The sequence below is a fragment of the Ramlibacter sp. genome (genome assembly GCF_013697775.1).
Classification (GTDB): domain Bacteria; phylum Pseudomonadota; class Gammaproteobacteria; order Burkholderiales; family Burkholderiaceae_C; genus Ramlibacter.
On record NZ_JACCWG010000274.1, the window covers coordinates 1 to 21,504 of the forward strand.

The 21,504-nt window shown below is 67.1% G+C and carries 20 protein-coding genes and 2 pseudogenes; 11 read left to right on the forward strand and 11 right to left on the reverse strand.

Annotated elements, in window-relative coordinates; all coding sequences use genetic code 11:
* The first annotated feature begins 14 nt into the window (after nt 1-14).
* Entirely contained in the window at nt 15-1,511 is a 1,497-nt protein-coding gene (gene gatA / locus H0U68_RS13565) for an Asp-tRNA(Asn)/Glu-tRNA(Gln) amidotransferase subunit GatA (protein WP_296356463.1), read from the forward strand.
* 1 nt (nt 1,512) lies between these two features.
* Nucleotides 1,513-2,994 carry an Asp-tRNA(Asn)/Glu-tRNA(Gln) amidotransferase subunit GatB gene (gene gatB, locus H0U68_RS13570; RefSeq protein ID WP_296356427.1) on the forward strand — a complete coding sequence of 494 codons (1,482 nt, stop codon included), beginning with the start codon at nt 1,513-1,515 and terminating at the stop codon, nt 2,992-2,994.
* Nucleotides 2,995-2,997: 3 nt separating this feature from the next.
* Here the strand turns inward: gatB and H0U68_RS13575 are convergent, their stop codons facing one another.
* Together H0U68_RS13575 and pyrE are read right to left on the reverse strand one after the other, a co-directional pair.
* Nucleotides 2,998-3,681, reverse strand: a complete 684-nt coding sequence (locus H0U68_RS13575) for a DUF4124 domain-containing protein (protein WP_296356429.1) — start codon at nt 3,679-3,681, stop codon at nt 2,998-3,000.
* Between the two features lie 30 nt (nt 3,682-3,711).
* Nucleotides 3,712-4,392: an orotate phosphoribosyltransferase gene (pyrE, locus tag H0U68_RS13580; RefSeq protein ID WP_296356430.1), complete on the reverse strand. Its 681-nt coding sequence runs from the start codon at nt 4,390-4,392 to the stop codon at nt 3,712-3,714.
* A 10-nt stretch (nt 4,393-4,402) separates the two neighbouring features.
* Between pyrE and H0U68_RS13585 the strand changes: the two genes are divergently transcribed.
* Complete coding sequence (locus H0U68_RS13585) at nt 4,403-5,194, forward strand: exodeoxyribonuclease III (protein ID WP_296356432.1); 792 nt, start codon at nt 4,403-4,405, stop codon at nt 5,192-5,194.
* Between the two features lie 30 nt (nt 5,195-5,224).
* Here the strand turns inward: H0U68_RS13585 and dctP are convergent.
* From dctP to H0U68_RS13605, 4 genes and pseudogenes are all read right to left on the reverse strand, one after another.
* Nucleotides 5,225-6,282: pseudogene (dctP, locus tag H0U68_RS13590) on the reverse strand (TRAP transporter substrate-binding protein DctP).
* 118 nt (nt 6,283-6,400) lie between these two features.
* A complete protein-coding gene (locus H0U68_RS13595) occupies nt 6,401-6,847 on the reverse strand; it encodes a hypothetical protein (protein WP_296356434.1) in 447 nt (148 codons plus the stop codon).
* Between the two features lie 113 nt (nt 6,848-6,960).
* Entirely contained in the window at nt 6,961-7,398 is a 438-nt protein-coding gene (locus H0U68_RS13600) for a hypothetical protein (protein ID WP_296356436.1), read from the reverse strand.
* Complete coding sequence (locus H0U68_RS13605) at nt 7,395-9,476, reverse strand: UvrD-helicase domain-containing protein (RefSeq protein ID WP_296356438.1); 2,082 nt, start codon at nt 9,474-9,476, stop codon at nt 7,395-7,397. The genes H0U68_RS13600 and H0U68_RS13605 overlap by 4 nt, the downstream gene beginning before the upstream one ends.
* Before the next feature lie 119 nt (nt 9,477-9,595).
* On the opposite strand from H0U68_RS13605, the gene H0U68_RS13610 reads away from it, so the two are divergent.
* The 3 genes from H0U68_RS13610 to H0U68_RS13620 all read left to right on the forward strand — a co-directional run bounded on the left by H0U68_RS13610 (nt 9,596) and on the right by H0U68_RS13620 (nt 12,872).
* Nucleotides 9,596-10,561, forward strand: a complete 966-nt coding sequence (locus H0U68_RS13610) for an AEC family transporter (protein WP_296356440.1) — start codon at nt 9,596-9,598, stop codon at nt 10,559-10,561.
* Nucleotides 10,562-10,602: 41 nt separating this feature from the next.
* Nucleotides 10,603-11,040, forward strand: coding sequence for a GNAT family N-acetyltransferase (locus H0U68_RS13615; protein WP_296356442.1), 438 nt, complete (start codon nt 10,603-10,605; stop codon nt 11,038-11,040).
* A 335-nt stretch (nt 11,041-11,375) separates the two neighbouring features.
* Nucleotides 11,376-12,872 carry an FAD-dependent oxidoreductase gene (locus H0U68_RS13620; RefSeq protein WP_296356444.1) on the forward strand — a complete coding sequence of 499 codons (1,497 nt, stop codon included), beginning with the start codon at nt 11,376-11,378 and terminating at the stop codon, nt 12,870-12,872.
* Nucleotides 12,873-13,015: 143 nt separating this feature from the next.
* Here the strand turns inward: H0U68_RS13620 and H0U68_RS13625 are convergent, their stop codons facing one another.
* Together H0U68_RS13625 and H0U68_RS13630 are read right to left on the reverse strand one after the other, a co-directional pair.
* Nucleotides 13,016-14,371, reverse strand: a complete 1,356-nt coding sequence (locus H0U68_RS13625) for a hypothetical protein (RefSeq protein WP_296356446.1) — start codon at nt 14,369-14,371, stop codon at nt 13,016-13,018.
* Nucleotides 14,368-14,640: a hypothetical protein gene (locus H0U68_RS13630; protein ID WP_296356448.1), complete on the reverse strand. Its 273-nt coding sequence runs from the start codon at nt 14,638-14,640 to the stop codon at nt 14,368-14,370. Before H0U68_RS13630 ends, H0U68_RS13625 begins: the two co-directional genes overlap by 4 nt.
* Before the next feature lie 217 nt (nt 14,641-14,857).
* Between H0U68_RS13630 and H0U68_RS13635 the strand changes: the two genes are divergently transcribed.
* A complete protein-coding gene (locus tag H0U68_RS13635) occupies nt 14,858-15,472 on the forward strand; it encodes an undecaprenyl diphosphate synthase family protein (protein ID WP_296356449.1) in 615 nt (204 codons plus the stop codon).
* Nucleotides 15,473-15,531: 59 nt separating this feature from the next.
* Here the strand turns inward: H0U68_RS13635 and H0U68_RS13640 are convergent, their stop codons facing one another.
* Together H0U68_RS13640 and H0U68_RS13645 are read right to left on the reverse strand one after the other, a co-directional pair.
* Nucleotides 15,532-16,026 carry a YetF domain-containing protein gene (locus H0U68_RS13640; RefSeq protein WP_296356452.1) on the reverse strand — a complete coding sequence of 165 codons (495 nt, stop codon included), beginning with the start codon at nt 16,024-16,026 and terminating at the stop codon, nt 15,532-15,534.
* Nucleotides 16,027-16,080: 54 nt separating this feature from the next.
* Nucleotides 16,081-16,788: a hypothetical protein gene (locus H0U68_RS13645; RefSeq protein WP_296356454.1), complete on the reverse strand. Its 708-nt coding sequence runs from the start codon at nt 16,786-16,788 to the stop codon at nt 16,081-16,083.
* Nucleotides 16,789-16,937: 149 nt separating this feature from the next.
* On the opposite strand from H0U68_RS13645, the gene H0U68_RS13650 reads away from it, so the two are divergent.
* Together H0U68_RS13650 and H0U68_RS13655 are read left to right on the forward strand one after the other, a co-directional pair.
* Complete coding sequence (locus H0U68_RS13650) at nt 16,938-18,173, forward strand: hypothetical protein (protein ID WP_296356456.1); 1,236 nt, start codon at nt 16,938-16,940, stop codon at nt 18,171-18,173.
* Nucleotides 18,174-18,177: 4 nt separating this feature from the next.
* On the forward strand, nt 18,178-19,197 hold the full coding sequence (locus H0U68_RS13655) for an asparaginase (RefSeq protein WP_296356458.1): 1,020 nt from the start codon (nt 18,178-18,180) through the stop codon (nt 19,195-19,197).
* Between the two features lie 103 nt (nt 19,198-19,300).
* Here the strand turns inward: H0U68_RS13655 and H0U68_RS13660 are convergent.
* Nucleotides 19,301-19,914 (reverse strand): annotated as a pseudogene (locus H0U68_RS13660) (alcohol dehydrogenase catalytic domain-containing protein); the annotation flags it as partial.
* A 98-nt stretch (nt 19,915-20,012) separates the two neighbouring features.
* Between H0U68_RS13660 and rocF the strand changes: the two are divergent.
* Entirely contained in the window at nt 20,013-20,924 is a 912-nt protein-coding gene (rocF, locus tag H0U68_RS13665) for an arginase (RefSeq protein WP_296356460.1), read from the forward strand.
* A 23-nt stretch (nt 20,925-20,947) separates the two neighbouring features.
* The gene (locus H0U68_RS13670; RefSeq protein ID WP_296356462.1) at nt 20,948-21,385 is read left to right on the forward strand and encodes a hypothetical protein; all 438 of its coding nucleotides are present in this window, start codon (nt 20,948-20,950) and stop codon (nt 21,383-21,385) included.
* The last annotated feature ends 119 nt before the right edge of the window (nt 21,386-21,504 follow it).

The window sequence follows — 21,504 nt, forward strand, 5'->3', positions numbered from 1 at the left end:
CCGAAGGTGATCGAATGAGCGGCGAACTGCACGACCTGACCGTGGCCGAGTTGGCGCGGGCCTTGCGTTCCAGGCAAACGTCGGCGGTGGAAGTGGCCGAGCACTTCACAGCGCGGCTGATGGAAAAGGAACAGCTGGCCGACGGCCTGGGCGCCTTCCTCGCGACCAACCTGGAAGCCACCCGCGCCCAGGCCCGCGCGGCCGATGCGCGCCTCGCCGCCGGCGACACGGTGCCGCTGCTGGGCGTGCCGGTGGCGCACAAGGACATCTTCGTCACCACCGATTTCCCCAGCACCGCCGGCTCGAAAATGCTGGCCGACCCCAAGGAGCTGGGCGGCTACCGCTCGCCCTTCGACGCCACCGTGGTGCGCAAGCTGGCCGAAGCCGGCATGGTGAGCCTGGGCAAACTCAACTGCGACGAATTCGCCATGGGTTCGTCCAACGAGAACTCCGCCTTCAAGCCGGTGAAGAACCCGTGGGACACCACGCGCATTCCCGGCGGCTCCTCGGGCGGCAGCGCCGCCGCGGTGGCCGCGCGCTACGTGCCGGCGGCCACCGGCACCGACACCGGCGGATCGATCCGCCAGCCGGCATCGTTCTGCGGCATCACCGGCATCAAGCCGACCTACGGCCGCGCCTCGCGCTACGGAATGATCGCCTACGCCTCCAGCCTGGACCAGGCCGGCCCGATGGCGCGCACTGCCGAAGATTGCGCGCTGCTGCTCAGCGCCATATGCGGCCCCGACCTGGACCGCGACTCCACCTCGCTGGACCGCCCGGCCGAGGACTACGCCGCGTCGCTCGACGCGTCCATCGACGGACTGCGCATCGGCATTCCGAAAGAGTTCTTCGGCGAAGGCCTGGCGGGCGACGTGCGTGCCGCCATTGATGCCGCGCTGAAGGAATACGAGAAGCTGGGCGCAACGCTGGTGGAGATCTCGCTGCCGCGCACCGAGCTGGCCATTCCCGTGTACTACATCATCGCGCCGGCCGAGGCGAGCTCCAACCTCTCGCGCTTCGACGGCGTGAAGTTCGGCCACCGCGCGCAGCAGCACGGCGACCTGCTGGACATGTACAAGAAGACGCGGTCCGAAGGCTTCGGCGACGAGGTCAAGCGCCGCATCATGATCGGCACCTACGTGCTGTCGCACGGCTACTACGACGCCTACTACCTGCAGGCGCAGAAGATCCGCCGCATGCTGGCCGACGACTTCCAGCAGGCCTTCACGCAGTGCGACGTGATCGCCGGCCCGGTGGCGCCCACGGTGGCCTGGAAGCTCGGCGAAAAGGCCGACGACCCGGTGGCCAACTACCTGGCCGACATCTTCACCTTGCCCGCGTCGCTGGCCGGCCTGCCCGGCATGAGCATTCCCTGCGGATTCGGTACGGGCGGCATGCCGGTGGGCTTGCAGCTGATCGGCAACTACTTCGGCGAAGCCAAGCTGCTGAACGCGGCGCACCGCTTCCAGCAGGCGACGGACTTCCACCAGCGCAAGCCGGAGGGGTTCTGACATGAGCGCAAAACTCGTTCACGGTTACGAAGTCGTCATCGGCTTCGAAACCCACACGCAGCTGTCCACCCACAGCAAGATCTTCAGCCGCGCCTCCACTGCCTTCGGTGCCGAGCCGAACACGCAGGCGGCGCCGGTGGACCTGGCGCTGCCCGGTACCTTGCCGGTGATGAACAAAGGCGCGGTCGAGCGCGCCATCCGCTTCGGCCTGGCGGTCAACAACAATGATGGCGCGCTCGTTGCGCCGCGCAGCATCTTCGCGCGCAAGAATTATTTCTATCCCGACCTGCCCAAGGGCTACCAGATCAGCCAGTTCGAGATTCCGGTGGTGCAGGGTGGCGTGGTCGAGTTCTTCCTGGGCCCTTCGACAGGCTCAGGACAATCGGAGAAGAAGACCGTGCGCCTGGTGCGCGCGCACCTGGAAGAAGACGCCGGCAAGTCGCTGCACGAGGACTTCATCGGGCAGTCGGGCATCGACCTGAACCGCGCCGGCACGCCGCTGCTGGAAATCGTCACCGAGCCGGACATGCGCAGTTCCGACGAGGCGGTGGCGTACGCCAAGGAGCTGCACAAGATCGTCACCTGGATCGGCATCTGCGACGGCAACATGCAGGAAGGCAGCTTCCGCTGCGACGCCAACGTGTCGGTGCGCAAGCCGGGCGGCCCGCTGGGCACGCGGCGCGAGATCAAGAACCTGAACAGCTTCAAGTTCATGCAGCAGGCCATCGACTACGAGGTGCGCTGGCAGATCGAGCAGCTGGAGGACGGCCTGGCGATCCAGCAGGCCACGGTGCTGTTCGATCCCGACACCGGCGAGACGCGCTCCATGCGCACCAAGGAAGACGCGGCCGACTACCGCTACTTCCCCGACCCCGATCTGCCGCCGCTGGTGATCGCGCCCGAGTGGATCGCGCGCGTGCAGGCAGAGATGCCCGAGCTGCCACGCGCCATGGCCGCGCGCTTCGTCGCCGACTACGGCCTGCCTGAATACGACGCGACCACGCTCACGCAGACCAAGGCGATGGCCGCGTACTTCGAGGAAGCCGCCAAGGCCAGCGGGCAGGCCAAGCTGGCCAGCAACTGGATCATGGGCGAGGTGTCGCGCCGGCTGAACGCACAGGACGTCGGCATCGAAGCCGCGCCTGTCGGTGCGGCGGTGCTCGCCGCCCTGATTCGCCGCATTGCCGACGGCACGGTGTCGAACAACGCCGCGCGCCAGGTGTTCGAGGCGCTGTGGTCCGGCGAGGGCGCCGACGTGGACGCCGTGATCGAGGCCAAGGGCTTGAAGCAGATGAACGACAGCGGCGCGCTGGAACAAATCATCGACGAGGTGATCGCCGCCAACGCGGCCAACGTCGAACAGATCCGTGCCGGCAAGGACAAGGCCTTCAACGCGCTGGTCGGCCAGGCGATGAAGGCAACCAAGGGCAAGGCGAATCCGCAGCAGGTGAACGACCTGCTGCGCAAGAAACTCGGCATCTGAGGCCTATGGCGTCGCGCCGGGGCGGGACGCTGGCGTGCGCACCGCGGCGGCGGCGCTTTGCAGCTGGCGCTGCTGCTCCCACAGGCCCTGCAGCTTTGCCAGCTCATGGTCGAAGCGGTCGTTCACGCGCGCAACTTCTTCCTGCTGGTTGGCGATGAAGCGCTTCTGGGCGGCGGTGTGCTGCTCGTTCTCTTCGAACTGGCGCTTCAGCCGGGCCGGCGTCTTGGCGGCGTCGCCCTTGTAGAACTCGGTTTCCGCCTGCAGCTTCTGGCGCTGGTCCTGCAGCTCGGCAATGCGTTTGCGCGCGCTCTGCATCGCTTCGTCCACCGCCTTGAGCGCGTTGGCGCGTTCGCGGTCGTGCGTGGCGCGCATGGGGTAGCGCGCCAGCAGGGCGCGGTCGCGCTTTTTCTCTTCGGCCAGGCGGTTGCGTTCCTCGGCTTCCTTCTGCAGGCGTTCCTCCTGGGCGGCGCGTTCTTCGGCCGTCAGGCTGGGGCCGATCTTGCGCTTGACCGAGCCGGTGGAGGTGAGTTCCTTCTGCTCGCGGTCCAGGCATTCGGCGATGGGCCGGTCGGCGGTGATGCGCTGGCCCTTGGCATTGATGCAGGTGTAGATGCCCTCCTGCGCGCAGGCCGGCCCGAGGCAGCCGGCCAGCAGCACACCCAGAGCAGTTCCTCGCGTCAGCGGCACGCCATCGTCCTTTTTTCGTGTGAACAGAGCCTAGTCCACGCCGTAGCGTTCGCGGTAGGCCAGCACCCGGTCGTAGTGGCTCCCCAGGTCGCTGCCCTTGTGGTCGCGCAGATACTGGAGCAAATCGGCCAGCCTGGCAATCGCGCAAACCTGCAAGCCCAGGCGCTCGCGGACATATTGCACGGCGCTCCACGGCACGTCGTTGCCGTCCTCCGTCGCCTTCTCCTGCCGGTCCAGCGCGATGGCCACCGCCTGCGGGGTGGCGCCGGCGGCCTGGATGATGGCGATGGATTCGCGCGCGGCGGTTCCGGCGGACATCACGTCGTCCACGATCAGCACCCGCCCGCGCACCGGCGCGCCGACCAGCGAGCCGCCCTCGCCGTGGTCCTTGGCTTCCTTGCGGTTGTAGGCGTAGGGCACGTTGCGGCCCAGGCGGGCGAGTTCGATGGCGACCGCGGCGGCCAGCGGGATGCCCTTGTAGGCCGGGCCGAACAGCATGTCGAAGGCAATGCCGGAATCGACGATGCGGCGTGCATAGAATTGCGCCAGCCGGCCGAGCTTGGCCCCGTCGTCGAACAGGCCGGCGTTGAAGAAATAGGGCGACAGCCTTCCGGCCTTCGTCTTGAATTCGCCGAAGCGCAGCACGCCGGAAGCGACCGCGAACTGCACGAACTCCTGCGCCAGGGCATCCTGGCCCGCATCAACCGCCATGGGAAGATCCTTGTTCAAACTGACCAGCCTGAACCTCAATGGCATCCGATCGGCCGCCAGCAAGGGAGTCGAAGCGTGGATTGCGAAAACCACGCCGGATTGTATTTGCGTGCAGGAGGTCAAGGCGCAGGCGCCGGACGTGGAAGGCCGGTTCGAGGAACTGGCCGGGCTGAAGGGGCATTTCCACTTTGCCCAGAAAAAAGGCTATTCCGGCGTGGCGGTGTACACCAGGCACGCGCCCAGCGACGTGATCGTCGGCTTCGGTTCGCCGGAATTCGATGCCGAAGGCCGCTACGTGGAACTGCGCTTCGACACGCCGAGCCGCAAGTTCTCCGTCATCAGCTGCTACTTCCCGAGCGGGTCGTCCGGCGAGGAGCGCCAGCAGGCCAAATTCCGCTTCCTCGATGAAGTCGACCCGTACTTGGCGAGCCTGAAGACCGAGCGCGAGTTCATTTTGTGCGGCGACGTGAACATCGCGCACGGCAACGCGGATTTGAAGAACTGGCGCAGCAACCAGAAGAACAGCGGCTTTTTGCCCGAGGAGCGGGCCTGGATGACGAAGCTGCTGTCGGAGACCGCGCTGGTGGACGTGTACCGCAAGCTCAAGCCCGAATCCACCGAGGAGTGCTACACGTGGTGGAGCAACCGCGGCCAGGCCTATGCGAAGAACGTGGGCTGGCGGCTGGACTACCACCTGGCGACACCGGCGATCGCGGCGCTGGCGCGCAACGAAGAGATCTACAAGACCGAGAAATTCTCGGACCATGCGCCGATCACGGTGGAGTACGAGTTCGGGCTCTGAGCACGGGCGCAGCCGGTCCTGCGCGGCGCCTCACGGCCGCCGCGTGACGGGCGCGGCGAGCGTGCTGTCGAACGGCGCCTCGCAGAACTGCGTCCAGCGCACCTGCTCCTCGCGGAACCTGGCCCACGCCGGATAGATCTTCTTGAAGGCAGGGCTCTTGGCCTGGTATTCGTCGTACAGCTCGCCGGCCGCCTTGAACGCGGCCGTGGTGACGGTGCGGGGAACGGCGCGCAGCAGTGCGCCGCCCGCGATCAGCCGGCGCAGCGCCTGCGGGTTGGACACGTCGTACTTCGCCGTGCTCCAGGCCGTCGCTTCCATCGCGGCGGTGCGCAGCGCCTGCTGGTACATGGGCGGCAATGCGGCCCATGCTTTCCTGCCGACGAAAAGCGACAGGTGCGCGGCGCCTTCCCACCATCCCGGCACGTAGTAGTAGCGGGCCACCTTGTGCAGCCCCAGGCGCTCGTCGTCCGCGGGACCGACGAATTCGGCCGCGTCGATCACACCCTTTTCCAGCGCGGAGTACAGGTCGCCCGCGGCCAGCTGCTGCGGCACCACGCCGGCCTTGGACAGCACCGCCCCGCCGAGCCCGCCGACGCGGAACTTCAGGCCCTTCAGGTCCTCGGCGCTCTTGATCTCGTGGCGGTACCAGCCGGCCATCTGCGCACTGGTCTGGCCGACCACCAGGTGGTTGACGCCGTACCCGTCGTAGAACTCCTGCAGCAGCTTCTCGCCGCCACCCTCGTAGATCCATGCATTCTGGGCGCGCGTGTTCAGGCCGAACGGCAATGCCGTGCCGAAACCGAAGGCGGGGTCCTTGCCGATGTAGAAGTAGCTCGCGGTGTGGCCGGCGTCGACCGTGCCGCTCTGGACCGCGTCGAGCACCTGCAGCGGCCGCCCGTGAACTCGCCGACCCTTTTCGTCACGAGCTCCATGGCCCCATAGATCGTGAACAGCGTCTTCGGGTAGCTCGAAGCGATGCGCCACCGGATCTCCGGCAGGCCGGAGGTCTGGGCCAGCGCGGGCGCGGGCACCGCGGCCGCCAGCCAGCCGGCAACCCCGGCGCGCGTGAGGAAGTTTCTTCGTTCCATGGAGGCTCCCTGTTGCCGAGGACCAGCGCGATCCGCGTGGAACGAGCTTAATTGCCGCGTTTCGGGGGAGTCAATGGAATCGGAGGCGCTCCGCGGCGCCCCGCGGGGACTGCGGCGACTAGCGGGAAGAGGACTTTCCGGCGCCCATGGTGGCCGTGTTGCCGCCCTGGCCCCGGGCCCGCAGATTGGCCTTCGCGATGGCCACTTCGGCGTTGGCGTGCGCGGCTGTGGCCTGCTTTTCGCACAGCGTCTTTTGCGCCCTCTGCTCGATTGGCCGGCATCGAGCGCTGGCCGACTTGTAGTTCGCATCCGCCTGCCTCTGCATCCGCTGGGTTTCCGGGCCGCCACCGTCGCCGCCGGACTCGGTAGTCTTCTGGTCGGCAGTTGCCTTCGCGTTCTGTGTGGCGTTCTTCACCTTCTCGGCGGCCTCCCTGGTTTTCTCCCCGAGGGTCTGGGCAGCCTGCTTCGCCTTGTCCGCGAGGCTGCCGCCGCCGGGTTGCTGCTGCGCCTGAGTGCCGCCGAGCAGGGCGAAGGCGCAGCCGAATGCGACGAGAGTGCGTTTCATGGAAAGTGCTCCAGGGTAGATGACGATGCATCTTCCCCGCGCCAGTCCTCAAGCTTGTGGGACTTGGCCGACACAAAGCGTCAGGCCACCACGGCCGGCGCTGGCCGTCCGGCTTACCGGCGCCCCTGCATCTTCCGCAGCACGAACGGATAAGGCTTCGGCGGATCCTTCTCTTCCTGCCAAGTCCCCCGGATCTCGCGCCCGCACGATCCTGCGACGATATCCCCGGTCCACACGGCGCTGATGTGCGTGCCGTCGTACGACTCCTCCATCGTGAACTCGCCCTTGTCCACGTCGCCGGCCAGTTGCGATTTCGCGGCGTCGCGGGTGATGAAGCCGGTCAGGCTTTCCTCGTACTCGGGGTGCTTTTCGAACAGCATGCTGGCGCCGCGCGGCAGGCCGTCGAACGTGGCGCGCCATGTTCCGAGCATGTGCACCTGCCGCACCTCGGCGGGCGCGGGGCAGGCGGGGGAAGCAGCGGGCGCTGAGCCTTGCGCAAACGCCGCCGCGCAGACAGCCGACAGCATCGCTGCCAAAAGCAGGCGCTTCATGCCGCCCCCGCGGCGGTGGCGGCCGCGGCAGCCGCGGCCGTGTCCTGCGCCTTCTTGGCGAACTCCGCGCGCAGCGCCTTCAGCTTCTCGCGCGGGTCTTCCCTCGTCGTCGTTTTTTCCAATGCCATCTCCGCGATGAAGCGGCTCGGTTGCGCCGCCACCATCTCGCGGCCCTTCTTGCGCCGCTTGGTCCAGCTCACCGCCAGCGAGCGCTGGGCGCGCGTGATGCCCACGTACATCAGGCGGCGCTCTTCCTGCAGCCGCTGGGTGATGGACTCGCTGACCACCTTGCCGCCCTCGTCCTCGGGCTTGAAGGGCAGCAGGCCTTCCACCACGCCCACCAGCATCACGTGCGGCCACTCCAGGCCCTTGGCCGCGTGCAGGGTGGACAGGGTCACCACGTTCTGGTCCTTCTCGCGTTCGCTGATGGTGGACAGCAGCGCGATCGTCTGCGCCACCTCCAGCAGGTTCTTCTTCTCGCTGGCCATCGCCACGCCGGCCGCGTCGTCGATCTCGCCGCCGCAGCGCTGCGCCATCCAGTCGCAGAACTCCAGCACGTTGGTCCAGCGCGAGGCGGCCAGCTTCTCGCTGTCCTCGCCGTCGTACAGGTGCTTTTCGTAGCCGATGTCCTTGAGCCACTCCAGCAGGAAGGCGCGCGCATCTTCCGCGCCCACCGTGTGCCGCGCGCGGAATTCCAGGTCGTTCACGTAGCGGCCGAATTCGTGCAGGCTGCCCACCGCGCGCTGCGGCAGCACCGAGGCCAGCGAATTCGAGAACAGCGCCTCGAACAGGCTCAGCTTGTACTTGCTGGCGAAGGTGCCCAGGCTTTGCAGGGTCTGGTGGCCGATGCCGCGCTTGGGCGTGGTGACCGAGCGCAGGAAGGCTGGGTCGTCGTCGTTGTTCACCCACAGGCGCAGCCAGGCGCACAGGTCGCGGATTTCGGCGCGGTCGAAGAAGCTCTGGCCGCCCGACACCTTGTACGGAATCTGCGCGCGGCGCAATGCCTGCTCGAAGATGCGCGCCTGGTGGTTGGCGCGGTACAGCACCGCGAAATCCTTCCAGTCCTTGCCGCCGCCGTTGGCGCGGATGGATTGAATGCGCGTGACCATGCGCTCGGCCTCGTGCTCCTCGTTGTCGCAGTCGACGACGCGCACCGGCTCGCCTTCGCCCAGCTCCGAGAACAGCGTCTTCGGAAACAGCTTGGGGTTCGGCTGGATCACGTTGTTGGCCGCGCGCAGGATGGCGCCGGTGGAGCGGTAGTTCTGCTCCAGCTTCACCACCTTCAGCGTCGGGTACTCCTGCGGGAGCTTCCGCAGGTTGTCCAGGGTGGCGCCGCGCCAGCCGTAGATCGACTGGTCGTCGTCGCCCACCGCGGTGAAGCGCCCACGCTCGCCCACCAGCAGCTTCAGCAGCTCGTACTGCGTGGCGTTGGTGTCCTGGTATTCGTCCACCAGCACGTGGCCCAGCAGGGCCTGCCATTTGTCGCGCACTTCGGCGTGGTCGCGCAGCAGCTTGAGCGGCAGTCCGATCAGGTCGTCGAAGTCCACGCTCTGGTAGGCCGTCAGCCGCTCCTCGTAGCGCGCCATGATGCGCGCCGTGGTGCGTTCGATGTCGTCCTTGGCCTGGGCTTCGGCCTGCGCGGCATTGAGGCCGGCGCTTTTCCACGCGCTGATGGCCCATTGCCACTGGCGCGCGGTGGCCGCGTCGGTGCTGCCGCCGGCATCCTTCAGGATGCTGGTGACGTCGTCGGTGTCCAGGATGGAGAACTGCGGCTTGAGCCCCAGCGCCGCGCCGTCCTGGCGCAGCAGGCGCACGCCCAGCGCGTGGAAGGTGCAGATCAGCACGTGCTTGGCGTCGCGCCCCACCAGCGCCTTGGCGCGCTCGCGCATTTCGGTGGCGGCCTTGTTGGTGAAGGTGATGGCGGCGATGCGCTTGGCGTCCAGCCCGGCCTGCATCAGCCGCGCGATCTTGTGCGTGATCACGCGCGTCTTGCCCGAGCCGGCGCCGGCCAGCACCAGGCAAGGGCCGTGCATGTAGTTCACGGCTTCCTGCTGAGCGAGATTGAGGCCGTTGGACATCGGGGGGAGGGGGACAGCGCGGGGCGAGAATGCCGGGACAGCGTGCCGAATCATACCGGCCGCACCGCGTCCGCTCCGCGCAAAATCCCCGCGTCCCCGTTGCGCCGAAAATACGCCCCGTGCTTGACATCCTGCTGGTCACATTCCCCTTCTTCGCGCTGGTGCTGGCCGGCTACGTCGCCGGGCGCCGGCGCATGCTGCCGTTCGAGGCCATCGGCGGGCTCAACACCTTCGTGCTGTATTTCGCGCTGCCGTGCCTGATGTACCGCTTCGGCGCCGGCCAGCCCATCGCGCAGATGCTCGATCCGGCCGCGCTGCTGGTGTACCTGGCCTGCGCGCTGCTGATGGTGGCGCTGTGCATCCGCTTCAGCCTGAACGCGCGCATCCGCTGGAACGACGCGTCGTTCGGCGCGCTGGTGGCGGCGTTTTCCAACACCGGCTTCATGGGCGTGCCGCTGCTGGTGGCGCTGATGGGCGCCAAGGCGACCGGCCCGGCCATCGTCACCCTGCTGGTCGACCTGATCGTCACCAGCTCGCTGTGCATCGGGCTGTCGCGGCTGGACTCGGCCGACGAGCACGGCGCGGCCGAGGCGGCGCGCAAGGCGCTGAAGGGCGTGGCCGTGAACCCGCTGCCGTGGGCCATTTTGCTGGGCGGCGCGTCGTCGGCGCTGGGTATCGAGCCGATCCGGCCGGTGATGCAGACGCTGGGCCTGCTAGCCGACGCGGCCTCGCCGGTGGCGCTGTTCACCATCGGCGCGGTGCTGGCGCGCTCGCAGTACGTGGCGGCGGCCGAACAGCACGGCCCGATGCCGGTGCGCGACTACCTGCCGATGGCGCTTGCCAAGCTGGTGCTGCACCCGCTGCTGGTGTTCGGCGTTGGCACCGGGGCGCGCAAGCTGGGCGTGCCGCTGGACAGCTTCACGCTGCAGGTGATGACGCTGGTGGCCGCGCTGCCCAGCGCCAGCAACGTCTCGATCCTGGCCGAGCGTTTCGGCGCCGACACGGGCCGCATCGTGCGCATCATCCTGCTCACCACGGCCGCGGCTTTCCTGACCTTCTCCGCGGCGGTAACGCTGGTGCGCTGACGGCGACGAGAACACGAACACGACATGAGGACATGCACCCGATGACGACGACGACCATCGCATGGAGCGACGCGCTGGACGGCGTCGACTGGAACGAACTCGCGGCGATGTACCGCATTGCCATGGGCAACAAGCTGCCCGACGACCTGCGCCGCACCTTCGGCAACAGCATGTTCCGCTGCTTCGTGCGCGACGGCGGCAAGCTGGTGGGCGCCGGCCGCGCGCTGGCCGACGGCGTCGACTGCTCCTACATCTGCGACGTGGCCGTTCTGCCCAGCCACCAGGGCACGGGCCTGGGCAAGGAGATCGTGCAGCGGCTGGTGGATGCATCGCGCGGGCACCGCAAGATCATTTTGTATGCGGTGCCGGGCAAGGAAGGCTTCTACCGGAAGTTCGGATTTCGGCGCATGCGCACCGCCATGGGCATCTTCGGCGACGAAGCCGACGCGGTGCGGCGCGGCTACATCGACCCGGATTGAGGCGGCGCGCAGAACGTATTGGACGGGTCAAGCCGGGCTCGTCGTGTCAGCGCGGCGCGACCTGCAGCCGACCTTGGGCGCGGCGGGAGCGGGCAGGCTGTCGAGGTAGGCATTCATGTCGCGCGAGTTGGCGGCCGTGGCCAGCAGCTTGCCCCGACGTTGAGCGTGAGCGCGGCCGCGCCGTCGGCCGATGGAGCCGCCGCCCTTCAGGCTCAACAATGCCGTAAGAAACGATTCAATTGGTGACGGCCGTTGCGCGGCTCCATCTGACATGTCGGCGATCGTGCAAAGTCGTTTATCGCGATTCAACTTAGCTCAACAACGAAAGTTCCATCATGGAAATCGCTTCTGTATGGCGCGGCACCAGCCGGGCGAGTCGGTTCGATGCACTCGCAACGACCAACCTTAAAGTAGATGTCGCCATAGTGGGCGGTGGCATCACAGGCTGCACGCTTGCATTGCAACTGGTCGAACAGGGCAAATCCGTTTGCTTGCTGGAAGCCCATGAAATTGGCTATGGCAGTACCGGGGGCTCCACGGGCAATCTTTATGGAACTGTGAGCGGCGGCCTTGCAGCCATCCAAAACAAGTGGGGTGAAGATGTGCTCCGTGGCGTGGTCCAAGCCCGAACCACAGCGGTGAACGACATCGAACGCCGGGCCAACGTACTTGGCGTCGATTTCGGCTGGCGGCGCTGCCCACAATATTTGTACCCCCTCTCGGCGGACGCGCGCGAAACCATTTCCAAAGAGCACGAGGCGTCGCTGCTGGCAGGCTTGCCGGCCCGCATGGAAGACGAGCTGCCGGTGCAATGGGCCCAGGGCCCCGCGCTTGTCATCGAGAATCAAGCGCAGATTCATCCGTTGCGCTACGTTCGTGCCTTGGCGCTGCAAGCACAGCGTCAGGGCTGTCTGGTGCACGAGCGGTCCGCGGTGATTGAGGTTGATCACGGAAAACGGCAAGTGTGCACAGCCAATGGAACTGTCACCGCGGACCATATCGTACTGGCGACCCACTCGCCGATCGGATTTCACTCAACGCAGGCGGGCATGGTTGTCCACCGGGAGTACGGGATCGCGGTGTGCCTTGGCAAGGGCAGTTGTCCGCCTGGCATATTCTGGGGTCGGGGGGACAAGTCGCTTTCTGTGCGCAGCTTGGAGGTCGATGGAAATCAATACGTCCTGATCATCGGCGAAGACCAGAAGATGGGCCAGCACGACGCGAAAGCTTGCCTCGGAGAGCTCGAAGCGAAAGCTCGGGAGACCTTCGACATTGACCAAGTCGCGTACCGATGGTCCGCCCAAAACTTCCAATCTCCAGACAAGCTGCCCTACATCGGGCAAGACATTTCGGGCAACTACATCGCAACCGGGTTCGGCACAGATGGTCTGGTCTACGGGACCTTGGCCGGCTCTCTGATTGCTGACGAAATTCTTGGACGAACCAACTCGGCTTCACACCTGTTCCGAGCTTCTCGGGTCGCCCCGATCAAGGCTGCCAAGGGAATAGCCGAGGAAGTGGGAACTATGGTGAAGTCGTTGGTAAAGGACTACTTGACCGAACGACAAGAAGTCGAGGTCAGCAAGCTTCAGCCTGGCACAGGCGCGCTCGTGGAGATCGACGGAACCAGTGTCGCCGCGTACCGAGACGCGGACGGAGCAATCCATGCTGTCTCGTCTGTCTGCACCCACCTGGGATGCAAGGTTCATTGGAATTCAGTGGAAACCAGTTGGGATTGTCCCTGCCACGGCAGCCGCTTTGCAATCGACGGCAGCGTACTCGAAGGACCGGCCATCAAAGCCCTCGATCGAAAGTACGCGGTTGAACCGTAGGTGACATGGCGAGGCCCAGCAAGCTGGTGCCAAAATTGCCAGGGAGCGCAAGAACCGTTCTACGATGGATACGCCGGCTATTTCCAAGACCCAAACGGTCACATGAGAGGTAGCACTCTGTCCTGCTACCTCGTCGTTACGTGTCAGCGCGGCGCGACTTGCAGCCCCCGCAGGAACTCCACCATGTCGGCGCGCCTGGCGGCATCGGCCAGGTAGAACGGGTGTGGAGATTTCTCGCCCCGGCGCGGGTCGAGCAAGCTGTCCAGGCTGCTGACCGAAGCGTCGTGCAAGAACAGGTTGGTGCGGTCCAGGTCCAGCAGCAGCGGCAGTGCGTTACCTCGCTTTTCTTCTCGGTCGCTGGCATCGACCACGATCATCTTGTCGTCGAACGTGCCACGGGAGTTGAGGATGTAGCTGAGCTTGGAGTCGCCGCGCTTGCCGACCGGCACCGGCCGGTAGCCCGGCCAAAGCGTCTTCAGCGCCACCAGCCCAGGCGGAACGATCCTGCTTTGGTCGACGTTGTGGCACTGAGTGCACTGGGTCCTGAACGCTTCGCGTCCGTTGGCGGCCATGCGCTCGTCGACCTTGGGCGCGGCGGGAGCAGGCAGGCTGTCGAGGTAGGCATTCATGTCGAGCAGCTTCTTCGGGTCGACCCGCCGCCCCACCGGGCTGGCGGGGTCGCCCACCTTGCCGGTCATCGCAGCCTGCACGTAGGGGAAGCCGGTGACACCCGTCTCGCGCAGAATCTGCGCGTATTCGTTGGCGAGCTGCCGCCCGGCCGGGCCCGCTTTCATCTCCAGGAACCGCCGGCCCTCGGGCGTCACCAGCGTGGTGGGATCGAGGTTGGTGGTGTACGAGGCATTGCTGATGTCGTCCAGCAGCCGAAATTCCCCCGCGCTTCCGTACGGCGCGGCCAGGTCCTGCCTGAACAGCGGCGTGTTCTTGACCGGGTTGCCGTTGCCGTCCTGGGTTTCGTCGAAGGTGCCGATCGGGTAATAGGCCGGATTGCCGAGGTAGGCGTCGACCTCGGCCTCGGTCGACTTCGGGCCCAGCCCGGACGGCGCGCGCCCGATGCTCACGCCCATGAAGGTCTGCTGCAGGTTGGGGTAGAAGGCGCGCGAGTTGGCGGCCGTGGCCAGCAGCTTGCCGACGTTGAGCGTCAGCGCGGCCGGGCCGTCGAGCCGCCGGCCGATGGAGCCGCCGCCCTTCAGGTCGAACACCGACTTGTCGGTGATGGTGTGGCAGATGGTGCAGGCAACGCCGACTTTGTCGCCCCGCAGGATATCGGTGCGCCCGTCGCGGTTGCTGTCCTTGGCGACGAGGCCGACCACCGCATTGGCGTTCACCATCGCCACCATCGCGTTGGGGTCGTTGAGCGTGGGTGCCTGCACCGGCGACCAATCGGTCTTGGCCTCGGCTTCAATCCGTTGACGCAAGGCAGGCTCCATGGCTTCGATGTCCAGCTGCAGCCCGCTCTCCAGCGCCTGCTTCGGCGTCATCCTGGCCTGGATCCCTGCGGCAGGCGGGCGGCGTCGGTCCAGAAGCCTTCGTTGCCGAAGGTTTCGAACCGGAAGACGGCAAGTCCTGCCGCGGCGTCGCCGCGCTGATGCACGTTTGGATTGGGCCCCTGCTGCGGTCCATCGGAAGCCGCTCGAACCGCGGCGGGCCTGGCGGCGTCGGCACGGTCGCAGCCGGCAAGCACGAGGGATGCGGCGGCGGCGATCAACCAGGAAGCCCAGTGACCAGGCTTATTCTGTACGTCCAGCATGAGATAGCCTTTGCGTAAGTGAGGGCCTTGGTCAGCGCGATGTACGCTTCAGCCGCACAAATGCCAGCGTCGCAGGGTGGCCTGGCCTCTTCGTCGGCGCGCAACTACGTCGGTTGTAGGCGGTCGCCGCGATGTGCCAGTTGCACGCGCCGTCGCAGAAGCTGTAAATTCTGAGGTCCACTCTCTATGGCGGCACGTCGTTTGCCCGACCGAACTCATGAGCAACAAAGGCCTGCCGAGGCACATCGGCTTCATCCCTGATGGCAATCGGCGATGGGCACTGGAGCGAGAATTGCCGAAGGAAGCGGGCTACTCCTTCGGTATCGCACCGGGACTTGCGCTGTACGAGCGCTGCAAGCAGCTGGGAGTGGACGAGGTTTCCGTCTATGGCTTCACGCAGGACAACACCCGGCGACCTTCCGAGCAGACCGAGCGATTCCGTGCCGCCTGCGTGGAGTTCGCGACCGATATCGCGCGCAGGGGCGCTTCTCTGCTGGTGGTCGGCGACGAGAGTTCGGCCCTGTTCCCGCCTGAACTGCGCGCCTTCCGGCGCCGGCAGGGCGAAGGCATGAAGGTGAACTTCCTGGTGAACTACGGTTGGGAGTGGGACCTCGATGGCCTGCGCGAAGGCGGCCTGCGGTCGGGCGATGTGTCGCGCCTGGATCTGGTGGTGCGCTGGGGCGGGGGCCGCCGCCTCAGCGGATTCTTGCCGGTGCAGTCCGTGTATGCGGACATCTACGTCGTCGATGCGTACTGGCCCGATTACGAGCGGGCGCACCTGGAGGCCGCGCTCGCCTGGTACCGGCAGCAGGACCGCACGCTAGGCGGCTGATCGCCAATCAGCGCGGCGTTTGATGGCAGCGCCCATTCGGGCGCGGCCGGAATACAAGCTCATGCATTCATCTTGATGACACTGATCATGCCATCGGCTTCCATGCACGCTCGCTTGACCTGGGCGCAGTCCTCGATACCTTTTTCGCGCAACTGGGCCATCAACTCCTCCGTCGTGACGAGTTCGGCCTTCATGTTCTTGCGAATCATTTTTCCGTTTTCGATCAGCAGCAGCGTCGGGGCGTGGAGAATCCGCTCCACTGCCGCAAACCGATGCCCAGCCCATTCGAGCGTGAAGCTCCAGAAAACGATGGTGCCGACGAGAACGGCGCCTTCGACCACCGACTTGTACTCTGCCGCAAATCCGTTTCCAGCAACATCGGCCAGCAGAACGATCACGAGAATATCGGTCGTTCCGATTCCTCCGGCCTGCCGTTTCAGCACGAGCCTCAGCAACCCGAAGAGGAGGAAGTACATGATGGTGGCTCGCACGACCAACTCCATCAACGAGTTGGTCGGTGTAAAGATGCCCTCCCAGTCGATGCTCCAGAACATGTCGCCTATGGTGTTCTCCAATGAAGATCGTCAGGCAAGGGCCCAACGTCGAAGCTAACCGTAGCACACGCCTGCGGAGCCGCAGCGCGCGGTGGTGTTTCGTATCGGGCAGCCCGAGAACCAGGTTTTGGTTCTCGAAGGATTTGAATAGATCGCTTCATCCGCCAAGCGCTTTACATCGGCACGCCCGGCGGCTAAGGTGCTTGCTCCATGCCCGCTTCCAACACCACCACCCGTCTCGCCACGCCGCGCAGCGAACCCGTGCAGGCACGCGCGGGGCAGGAGGCACAGGAATCGCGGGAGGCGTTCGCCGACCTGTCCGGCCGCGCGCGTGCCCAGAGCGCGCAGCGCGTGGCGATTGACGCCAGCCCGGCGATGGCGGCGCAGCGCTCGCGCATCCGCAGCGCGTTCGGGCCGGCACCGGTGCAGCGGCTCACCTTCAAGGTGGAGCGCGGCGACGAAGAGGCCGTCGCGGCGGACAAGCAGGCGCACATCGACGCGCAGGACGCGCGCCTGGAGGCGCTGCAGACGCTGTACGTGGACGACGCGGGCAAGAGCGCGATGGAGAACGCGGCGCCGACGCACGCCGTGGCGGCGACGCGGCAGCCCGGCCAGCAGGGCTCGCGCGGCGACAAGCTGCACGATGCCTGGTACGTGAAATACCAGTCCAAGTACCACGTGTACCAGATCAGCCTGGTCACCGGCGGCGACCACGATCCGCGCGGCCACGATGCCGATGTCGGCGCGGTCCTGCGCATCCATGAGCCTTTCCCGGTGCTGCGCCAGTCCAACCTGGGCCAGGGCGGCGACATCGGCCGCACCCTGGGCGGCGACTGGGCGTGGGGACCCAACCCCAACTACCAGGGCATGATGAACACGCCCAACCTGGGCGGCATTTCCGCCCGGTGCCCATGCCGCAGCAGATCCTGCCCAGCATGCTGCAGATGCCCGAGGACAAGCGCTTCGGCGTGTCCGGCACGCAAGGCTACGTGCCGCTGCCGGCCCCGCCCACGCAGCCGTTCGTCTACTACAAGGACCCGGACGTCGACGACCCCACGCACCGGCACGACGACCGGCGCGACCTGCCCTCGCCGTCCGCCTCGCTCAACCTGCTGGCATCCCAGCCCGGCCCGCAGCCGGGGATGTGGAACCAGTCGATGTTCTCGCAGCCGCCGACGACCGCGCGCAAGGGCGGCGGCCGCGACCCCGGCACCGCCATGGGCGGCCCGGCCAGCGCGCTGGTGCCGGGCGGCTGGTCGGCCGAGCCCAAGCAGGGGATGCAGGCCAGCCACGAGTGGTGCCACCTGGTGGGCGACGGCGACGGCGGCGCTTGCGCCGGGCTGAACCTGGTCATCGGCACCAACCAGGTCAACAGCGAACAGCTGGCGCTGGAGAACGCGCTGCGCCCGTTCCGCCCGCAGCTGGAAAAGCTGGGGCGGGGGATCTACATCGACACCAAAGCCACCGGCACCGAGCGGGCCCAGGCGGCCGCGGCCGCCACCGAGCCGGTGTTCGAGGCCGACTGGATCAAGTTCACGATCTCGGTGCGGTTCCTGGATGCAAGCGGGCCCGAACAGTTCGTCCACACCGAGGTGATGGATGCCCTGCGCGGCACCATCACCCGGGGTGAATTCAATGCCTTGCGCCGCGAGGCGGCGGCGAAGCTGCAGGTCGTGCTGCGCCAGCTGCGGGAGCCGACCGTGTTCGACCTGCCGCTGGGCGGCAGCTGGCCGAGCGATCCGCAGGCGCAGCAGCATCCGCACGTGCAGCACAACCAGGAGCTGTTGCGCGGCAGCCCGTCGTTCATGGGCTCGCCGCAATGGCAGCCGACCCCGATGGACGAGGGCGCCCCGGCTTCCGCCGCCATCACCGACGACGACGGCTTCAAGCGCCCCGGGCCGCCGCGTTCCCGCTCCGGCATGGGCTCCGGTTTCGGCAAGGCGCTGCGTGGTTCGCCCTATCCCGACGCAGACGGGCGCCGCGTGATGGCCGAGCGCCGCGCGCGCGCCCTCCTTGCCGTGGCACTGAACGAAAGCGCCGACGACGACGCGCGCCGCGATGCGCGCCGCAAGTTGCGCGACCTGCAGCGCGAGATCACCAACACAGACCTGCAGCAGGCGATCCTGGTCGCCCTGCGAAAGCCATAACCCCATGCACGCTTGCCTCGTTCCCCTTCTCGAAACCCTGCGCGGCGGCACGCTGGAGTGCATGCACTACGGCGCTGTGGCGGTGTGCGACGCCCAAGGCAAGGTCGTGGCGCAGGCCGGCGACCCGCACTGGGTCACTTTTCCGCGCTCGGCCATCAAGCCGTTCCAGGCGCTGCCCTTCGTGCAGTCGGGCGGGCCGCGGCAACTGGGCTTCACGCCGTCCAACCTGGCGCTGATGTGCGCCAGCCACAGCGGCGAGCCGATGCACGTGGCGCAGGTGGACGACATGCTGGGCAAGGCCGGCGTCGGCTACAAGCAGCTGCAGTGCGGCTGCCACGTGCCGTTCTTCGCCGACCTCGGCCTGGAGCACCGGCCCGCGCCCGGCAGCTTCGACGAGCGCAACCACAACTGCAGCGGCAAGCACACCGGCTTCCTGGCCTATTGCAAGCTGCACGGGCTGCCGACCGAGACCTATCTGGAGCCCGCCCATCCGCTGCAGCAGGCCATCCGCGACACCATGGCGCGCGTGACCGGCATGCGGCCCGAAGACCTGCGCATGGGCACCGACGGCTGTTCGGCGCCTGCCTTCGCGATGCCGCTGTCGGCGCTGGCGCGCGGTTATGCGCGCTTTGCCAGCGGCGCCGGCGACAGTGAATTTGGAGAGAGTTTCGTCGCGCTGGGCGACGCGATGACAGGCCATCCCGACCTGGTGTCGGGCACAGGACGCCTCGACCAGGACCTGATGCGCGCAGGCAAGGGCGACTGGATCAGCAAGGCCGGCGCCGACGGCGTGCAGGTGGTCGCCAGCCGCAGCCGCAGGCAGGCGGTGGCGGTGAAGGTGATCGATGGCAGCAAGCAGGCAGTAAGCGCCGCGGCCGTGCACGCGCTGGACCAGCTGGGCTGGCTGGACGAGGCGCAGCGCCAGGCCTTGTGGGCGTGGCGCGCTGCATCGATCCTGAGCATCCGCAGGGACGAGCAAGTCGGCGAGCGCCTGGCGGTGTTCGCCCTGCGCCCGCCGCACTGAGCGCAAGCCGCGCCGCCGCGATCAGCGGCGCCTGCGCCGCATCAGGTAGATCGCCGTGCCAAGCACGGCGGTGGTGATCGCGGCCTTGCGCACGAAGCCCTTACTCGACGTGGTCGACCACGATCACTCGGCCCGCGCCCATGAGCCAAGCCGACTTCGCGGCCATCAGGCCGACCGGGCCGGCGCCGAACACCACTACCGTGTCGCCCTCCTCGATGTCGCCCATTTCGGCGGCCTGGTAGCCGGTGGGAAACACATCGGTCAGCAGCACGGCGTCGTCGAGGTCGAGCGTGGAAGGAATCACCGTCGGGCCGACGTCGGCCATGGGCACGCGCACGTACTCGGCCTGGCCGCCGTCGTAGCCGCCGGTGGTATGCGAGTAGCCGTAGATGCCGCCTACCGCGGTGGCTTCGGGGTTTTGACGTTGTGGCAGTTGGAGAACAGCTCCTTTTTGCAGAAAAAGCAGCTGCCGCAAAAGATATTGAAGGGCACCAGGACGTGGTCGCCCTTCTTGAGGTTCTGCACAGAAGAGCCAACCTCTTCCACGATGCCGGTGAATTCGTGCCCGAAGGTCGAGCCAACGCGCGTGTCGGGCACCAGGCCGTGGTAGAGGTGCATGTCGGAGCCGCAGATGCACGAGCGCGTGACGCGCACGAGGGCGTCGCCCGGATGTTCGATTTCCGGTTCGGCTTTCTGGACGGCGCGCACGCGGGGCATCCCGGAAGCAACCTGTAGCAACACAGCCCCGCTGTGCTTGTGCCGGGTTCACAATTGCGTGCTATGCGGCGCGTTGTCGTACACGAAGGAGAGCGGTAGTGGAACGGATCGTGAGCCTCATCGGCGCACCGACCGACGTCGGTGCCAGCGTGCGCGGCGCCGGCATGGGTCCCGACGCGCTGCGCGTGGCTGGGCTGGAAGGCGCTTTGCGTGCGCGCGGGCTGCGCGTGCAGGACCGCGGCAACCTGGCCGGACCGCCCAATCCGTGGAGCCCGCAGGGCCCCGGCGCGCGCCACCTGCCCGAGGTGGTGGCGTGGAACCGCGCCGTGTTCGATGCGGTGTCGGCCGCGCTGGCCGACGGCCACGCGCCGCTGCTGATGGGCGGCGACCATTGCGTGGCGATCGGCTCGATCAGCGCCATCGCGCGGCACTGCCGCAAGCAGCGCAGGCACCTGCGCGTGGTGTGGCTGGACGCGCACACCGACGTCAACACCGAGGCCTTGAGCCCCAGCGGCAACCTGCATGGCATGCCGGTGTCGTGCCTGCTGGGCCACGGGCCGGCCGAGCTCACCGGCTGGTCGGGCGAGCGCGCCGCCATCCAGGCGGGCGACCTCGACTTCATCGGCATCCGCAGCGTGGACGCCGCCGAGAAGCAGACGATCCAGACGCACGGCCTGTCGGTCTACGACATGCGGCACATCGACGAGCACGGCATGCGCCACACCATGACCGAGGTGCTGCAGGACGTGGGCGAGGACACGCACCTGCACGTGAGCTTCGACCTCGACTGCCTGGACCCGTCGGACGCGCCCGGCGTGGGCACCGGCGTGCGCGGCGGCCCCACCTACCGCGAGATGCAGCTGTGCATGGAGATGATCGCCGACACCGGCCGGCTGGCCTCGCTGGACGTGGTGGAGATCAACCCGGCGCTCGATGTGCGGAACCGGACGGCGGAACTCGCCGTCGAATTCATCCAGAGCCTGTTCGGCGCGTCCACGCTGGCGCGCTGAAAAGTCCCCCCGAGGAAATCGCCATGCACATGAAAGACACACCGCTAGACCCATCCGTTTGCCTGCGGCGCCGCGCGCTGCTGTCGTTCGCCGCCTGCGCGGCGGTGTCCACCGCCGCGGCGGTCCACGCGGCCGAGCCGCATTTCGCCGAACTGGTGCTGTCCGACGACGACGATCCCGACGGCACCGAAGAGGTCTTCAACGCCGCTGTGACGCCGCAGCTGTATCTGTTCGCGGAGCTGGTCGGCGTGCCGGCCGGCGCGAAGGTGCGCTGCACCTGGCTGCAGCTCGCACCCGCGCAGAAGAAGGTCGGCGAGCAGGAGATCACCGTGGCGGCCAACCAGCAGCAGGTGCGCTTCATGCAGGCGCGCCCGGCCGGCGGCTGGATGGCCGGTGCACACCGGGTGGAGCTCTCGCTCAACGGCAAGCAGCTGTCGAGCGTGCCGTTCAAGTTCACCTAGTGTAGTGCGCGCGAATTAGTTGAACTTTCGCTCGAAGGCATACTCCGATGGCCAAGGGGGTGTGATGCCATGCGGGTCGCCAAGTCGATTGAGCTGGATGGGCAGACGCAGCAGGAGCT